The organism is Dysgonomonas mossii DSM 22836 (genome assembly GCF_000213575.1).
Taxonomy (GTDB): domain Bacteria; phylum Bacteroidota; class Bacteroidia; order Bacteroidales; family Dysgonomonadaceae; genus Dysgonomonas; species Dysgonomonas mossii.
The window spans coordinates 177,977-182,617 of the sequence record NZ_GL892010.1 but is presented as its reverse complement, the minus strand read 5'-3'; the positions used below and the strand labels follow the sequence as shown (position 1 = coordinate 182,617).

At 35.5% G+C, this 4,641-nt stretch carries 4 protein-coding genes and 1 pseudogene; 4 read left to right on the top strand and 1 reads right to left on the bottom strand.

Annotated features, from left to right (window positions below; genetic code table 11):
• Nucleotides 1-226: 226 nt before the first annotated feature.
• On the bottom strand, nucleotides 227-514 hold the full coding sequence (locus HMPREF9456_RS14675) for a PcfK-like family protein (protein WP_338033533.1): 288 nt from the start codon (nucleotides 512-514) through the stop codon (nucleotides 227-229).
• A 167-nt stretch (nucleotides 515-681) separates the two neighbouring features.
• Between HMPREF9456_RS14675 and HMPREF9456_RS14670 the strand changes: the two genes are divergently transcribed.
• The 4 genes and pseudogenes from HMPREF9456_RS14670 to HMPREF9456_RS14655 all read left to right on the top strand — a co-directional run.
• On the top strand, nucleotides 682-1,941 hold the full coding sequence (locus HMPREF9456_RS14670) for a site-specific integrase (protein ID WP_245531037.1): 1,260 nt from the start codon (nucleotides 682-684) through the stop codon (nucleotides 1,939-1,941).
• Complete coding sequence (locus HMPREF9456_RS14665) at nucleotides 1,934-2,926, top strand: tyrosine-type recombinase/integrase (RefSeq protein WP_018075182.1); 993 nt, start codon at nucleotides 1,934-1,936, stop codon at nucleotides 2,924-2,926. Before HMPREF9456_RS14670 ends, HMPREF9456_RS14665 begins: the two co-directional genes overlap by 8 nt.
• Nucleotides 2,926-3,954, top strand: a complete 1,029-nt coding sequence (locus HMPREF9456_RS14660; RefSeq protein ID WP_006844338.1) for a tyrosine-type recombinase/integrase — start codon at nucleotides 2,926-2,928, stop codon at nucleotides 3,952-3,954. Before HMPREF9456_RS14665 ends, HMPREF9456_RS14660 begins: the two co-directional genes overlap by 1 nt.
• 158 nt (nucleotides 3,955-4,112) lie before the next feature.
• A pseudogene (locus HMPREF9456_RS14655) lies at nucleotides 4,113-4,409 on the top strand (PcfK-like family protein); the annotation flags it as partial.
• Nucleotides 4,410-4,641: the final 232 nt, after the last annotated feature.

Here is a 4,641-nt window from a genome sequence, read left to right as displayed (position 1 = left end):
CTATCATCTAATAGAAAAAAGAGAAGCAATAGAAAAGGCGAGTTCACATATTGTGCCAGAGGAAAGGCCTGAATGGGAAGAAAACACATCCCTTAAAGAATGGTTGAAAGGATTTAAAGAATAAAGTTATGTAAACTAAAAAGCATAGAAAGTGGTAAGAATCAGTCGTATTTTTACCCTTTCTTTACATAACCATATTCTTCACATATTTCTGTGGTTTCATAAGTCAAAAATCAAATAATGTGGGTTGTGGATTTAATTCTACTCTCTTAGCCTTTTTAACAGGTTGCTTCATCTTAGTATAGGCTTCGTTCTGTAATTTCTTAATAGCTTCCTGCCGTGCTTCTGCTTTTTCTTCTTCGGTAAATTCTACGACATGATTGACTACTATATGGCTATTGTTCATAGGTCTGCCTATTTCGATAGTATCTTCATCGTAATAGAGTACTGCCATTGAGTAAACTTCAATATCTGTAAAACCGTTACAACCGCTTTTCCGTACAGTATTCAGAATATATGTAATACATTATGCGTAGCTATACATTATGGAAAGCTGTTTTAAAGGTTGATGTATAACCATTTAATTAAGTGCGATTTAATACAATTTCTTAGCATAACAACTCAGCATAATATATATATTGCAATTGGGTAATAATGCCCAATAATTATCAATTCATATTTATGAACAGAAATAGTAACCTAAATTCTATGGGCTTGGATAGTCTGATAGAAAATTGTATTTCGTTCTTTCAAAAGAACCGTTATCGTTCAGGTAGTATAACTGATTATGAGGTATTGTGGAATGTAGGAATTCGTTCTTATATGTCCAAGCACAATCTTGATTTATACAATCCTAATGTAGGTCAGGCCTTTTTGGAGGAAGTCACTTGTAATCGTTCATTGGAGGAACTCTCATACAGAGAACGGTCAAAAATCAGAAGTATTCGTATCTTGGATGATTACCTTTTATATGGGTACATACGAAAGAGAGGGAAAGAACCTGTTAAGTACCTACTCGATGGAACCATTGGTATTGAGATGCAAAAATATATCAACCATGTGGTATATGCCAGACGTTCAAAAAGCACAATACAAACCTACAAGCAACATTTAAGTTATTTTCTTAAATACCTAAACAACAATGGGATTTATGATGCGAATTTGATAAAAGAATGCCACATACTGAAATATATTTCTGCAAGAAGTGATAAGTCTAATGCTCTGGCAATCATAAAGAGACTGTTGAATTTCTGGTATAAGAATGGAATTATCCAAGAGGATGTGAATGATTATTTAAAAAATTACCATATACCTATACAAGAAAAAATACGCTCATTTTATTTGATAGACGAGGTTAAAAAGATAGAACAATCCGTAGATCGTGGCAGTGCCATTGGACGAAGAAACTACGCCATGCTTTTATTAGCTACCCGATTAGGCTTGCGAGCTACAGACATTGCAAGATTATCATTTTCCAGCATTGATTGGGTAAAGAACGAAATTGTCATAAATCAGCATAAAACAGAAAGGGAGGTAAGACTTCCTTTGTTAACAGACATAGGAAACGCATTGATTGAATATATAAAAAACGGACGACCTATTTCTGAATCTAAACAAATTTTCCTCGTTGGACACGCACCCTTTATTGATGCAAGTGCCAAAGTCATCAGTGGAGCTTTAGGAACATTGGTTACACAATCCGGAGTATCCATCGGCAATCGTCATCATGGGCCACATTCTATGCGGCATAGTTTGGCTACAACAATGATGGACTGTGGCACTCCCATTCCCGTTATATCTTCTGTATTAGGGCATAAGTCTTCTAATACCACTGCAAAGTATATCAACATTGACATTGAGTCTCTTTTAAAATGTGCTATGCCTGTTCCTCCTGTCGATGATTCTTTTTATTTGCAGAAAGGAGGTGCTTTTTATGAGTAACGTTTTCAATTTTAATAGTTCTATAGCACCTTTCCTTTATAGTTTCATTGAGTTGAAAAGATTAGGCGGTATAAGTGTTTTACATATGGCTGCAACATTGCGAGATATAGACAGTTTTTATATCACCCAACAGATTAGAGAATCAATTATAACAGAAGAATTGTTTATAAAATGGAGGAAGACTCGGGTAAATGATGGCGAACGAACTTTATATGCTAGAATAAGTGTATGGTGTCAATTATCAAGACACATCTCTCGTCAAGGGGTTGGGTGTTACATACCTCAAATGCCCTCACCTACTAAAGGGACTTACTCACCATACATTTATACGAAAGAACAAATCAATTTGATTATGCAAAAGAGTATGGAGCTTCGTATAAATAGAAATGATATGGACTGTTTAATCTTTATTATGCCTGCATTATTACGACTACTTTATAGTACAGGATTGCGTATTCAGGAAGCATTGACAATTAAGAATGAAAATGTTTCCCTCGAAGGACATTACATTCTGATTACTAAAACTAAAAACCGGTGTGAGCGAATTGTTCCTATATGTGAGAGTATGGAAGTTGTGTTACGACAATACCTTCAATATCGAGATCGAATCCCCATTAAAAATATTGCTGCATCCAAATCTCATTTATTTGTAAAGCCAGATGGAACACCATGCAAAGCAGTCAGTGTTGGAAAATGGTTTAGAATGATACTGAGGAGCTCTGCAATTCCGATATTTGGGAATCGTAAAGGTCCAAGACTTCACGATTTCCGGCATACAATGGCAACCGGATCTTTGGTCCAAATGGCTCATGATGGTATAGATATGTATGCAGCAATGCCTATATTATCTGCATGTTTGGGTCATAAATCGCTATCGGCAACTGAGCAATATGTACGTTTAACAGCAGAAATGCATCCGGAACTCTTGGAAAATACATCAAAAATTAATGCATTTATTTATCGCAGTTATAATAAGACAGAGTAATGAAAGAACGTACAGATTTTGCAAAACAGATAAGTCGTTTTCTAACGACATATCTTCCTTATGAGAGAAGTGTCAGTAACAATACAATTAAGTCTTATAGCGAAACTTTTACGCAATTTGTAATGTACATGAGAGATTGTAAAAGTGTAAAAGTAGAGAAACTATCACTCAAACATTTTACGAAAGACAACATTCTTGGTTTTCTTTCTTGGATAATATCAAGTCGAAACTGTGGTAATGCAACAAGAAATTATAGACTCTCTGCCTTTTGTTCATTTGCCAAATACCTTCAATACAAGGAAGTTGGTGGAATAGAGGTGTGGCAAGCAATTATGTCGATACCTAAGTTGAAAACTGGAGAAAAGCCAGTAGAATACCTTTCTGTAGATGCAGTAAAGCTTTTATTGGCACAGCCAGATGTGTCAACCTGTAGAGGTAGGCGTGATTTAGCATTGTTGTCTCTCATGTGTGATACTGGAGCAAGGGTTCAAGAAATATGTGATTTAATACCAATGTCGTTACGCATAGAGAGTGAACCTTTTTCCGTTTATGTTATTGGCAAAGGGAAACGAGGAAGAACAATTCCTCTTTTAAAAGAGCAGGTTGAATCTCTTCGGATCTATATGAAAGAAAATTTCCTCTTCTCTCCTGAAAAGCTACAGCATCCATTATTTTACAACTGTAGGCATGAAAAACTCACCAGAGCAGGAGTAACATACATCCTAGATAAATATGTTGATAAAGCAAGAAAAGAAAATCCTGCATTTTTCACAGGACATATAAGCTGCCATACACTTCGGCACACAAAAGCAATGCATTTGCTTCAAGCCGGAGTTATACTCCATCATATAAGGGATATTCTTGGACATTCTTCTGTTATGACAACAGAAATATATGCACGTTCAGACTCAAAGCAAAAAAGAGAGGCAATAGAAAGAGCTTATTTACGACTAAGCCCCAATATTGAATCGGAAAATCTATGGGAAAAGGACAAGGGATTACTTGAAGAGTTGATGAGCTTCCGATAAAAATCTTATTTCATCCGTTCGCCAGTCAATACAAAGACGAGCGGATGAAATTTATTATGTAAAGAAAAAGCGTTAAGCAAATCCTCTAATTGATTGTAATATAGGATTTTTAAAAAGAGAAAAGCTGTTATCTAAACATAATGTATAGCTACGCATAATGTGTTACATACATTCTCAACAGCGTACAAAAAACAGGCTGTAACGGCTTTGCAGACGAGGAAATTTATAGCATGGCAGTACATTTTTACGATGAAGATAATATCGAAGTAGGCAAGCAGATAAACGCCCATGTAGTCGTAAACCATGTAGTGGAACTGACCGCAGAAGAAAAGGAACAAGCACGTAAGGATGCCATACAAAAGGCACAGGACGAAGCATACAGGAAAATGATACAGCCTGTTAAGAAAACCAAGAAAGTAGCATTAAATCCTCAACCCAGTTTATTTGATTTTTAAAATATAGACCTATGAAACCGCAAAAATATGTGAAGAATATGGTTATGTAAAGAAAGGGTAAAAATACGACTGATTCTTACCACTTTCTATGCTTTTTAGTTTACATAACTTTATTCTTTAAATCCTTTCAACCATTCTTTAAGGGATGTGTTTTCTTCCCATTCAGGCCTTTCCTCTGGCACAATATGTGAACTCGCCTTTTCTATTGCTTCTCTTTTTCTATTAGATGATA

Bases quoted from the DNA above. Each gene is read 5' to 3' on its own strand.
- HMPREF9456_RS14670 (WP_245531037.1), top strand. From the start codon at position 682: ATGAACAGAAATAGTAACCTAAATTCTATGGGCTTGGATAGTCTGATA.
- HMPREF9456_RS14665 (WP_018075182.1), top strand. From the start codon at position 1,934: ATGAGTAACGTTTTCAATTTTAATAGTTCTATAGCACCTTTCCTTTAT.
- HMPREF9456_RS14660 (WP_006844338.1), top strand. From the start codon at position 2,926: ATGAAAGAACGTACAGATTTTGCAAAACAGATAAGTCGTTTTCTAACG.